General features: G+C 36.4%; 1 pseudogene. It reads left to right on the top strand.

Annotation, left to right across the window (positions count from 1 at the left end):
* Positions 1-55: 55 nt before the first annotated feature.
* A pseudogene (locus ACIY19_RS10820) lies at positions 56-964 on the top strand (IS3 family transposase); the annotation flags it as partial.

Genomic DNA, 964 nt, shown 5'->3' with positions numbered 1-964 from the left:
TGTACTGCACCCCAAAAGTTAGACAGAAAAAATCTAACTTTTGGGGTGTTTTATTATGAAATTGAGTTATGATGATAAAGTTCAGATCTATGAACTTAGAAAACAAGGATATAGCTTAGAGAAGCTTTCAAATAAATTTGGGATAAACAATTCTAATCTTAGGTACATGATTAAATTGATTGATCGTTACGGAATAGAGTTCGTCAAAAAAGGAAAGAATTGTTACTATTCTCCTGAACTAAAACAAGAGATCATTGATAAAGTTCTTCTTGAGGGGCATTCACAAATTAGGGCGTCTCTGGATTATGCTCTTCTAAGTAGTGGATTACTTTCGAATTGGCTGGCACAATATAAGAAAAACGGGTATACTATTGTTGAGAAAACAAGAGGGAGACCACCTAAAATGGGACGTAAGCCAAAGAAGAGATTTGAAGATATGACAGAATTAGAACGTCTTCAAGCAGAAAATGAGTACTTGAGAGCGGAGAATGCCATTCTAAAAAAGTTGAGAGAACTCCGATTGAGAGACGAAAAGGAGCAAGAAGAAAAACGGAAATTGTTCAAGGACTGGTAACAGAGTTTTCTTTAGATATCCTTCTAAAGATTATTAAACTTGCCCGTTCAACTTATTATTACCACTTAAAACAGCTGGATCAAAGCGATAAAGATTATGATATTAAAGCTGAAATTCAGTCAATTTATACTGAGCACAAAGGAAATTACGGCTATCGTCGCATGACTCTAGAATTACGAAATCGTGGCTTCGTAGTGAACCATAAGAAGGTGCAGCGTCTGATGAAAGTACTTGGTTTAACGGCTCGAATTCGCCGTAAACGGAAGTATTCTTCATACCAAGGAGAGGTTGGCAAGAAAGCAGATAATCTTATTCAACGTCAATTTGAAGCAACCAAACCAATGCAAAAGTGCTACACAGATGTGACAGAATTTGCCATTCCAGCAAGCA

The sequence above is a fragment of the Streptococcus sp. ST14 genome (genome assembly GCF_046098195.1).
Taxonomy (GTDB): Bacteria; Bacillota; Bacilli; order Lactobacillales; family Streptococcaceae; genus Streptococcus.
Note: the sequence above shows the minus strand (reverse complement) of the source record. Positions and strands in the feature narration are given on the sequence as shown.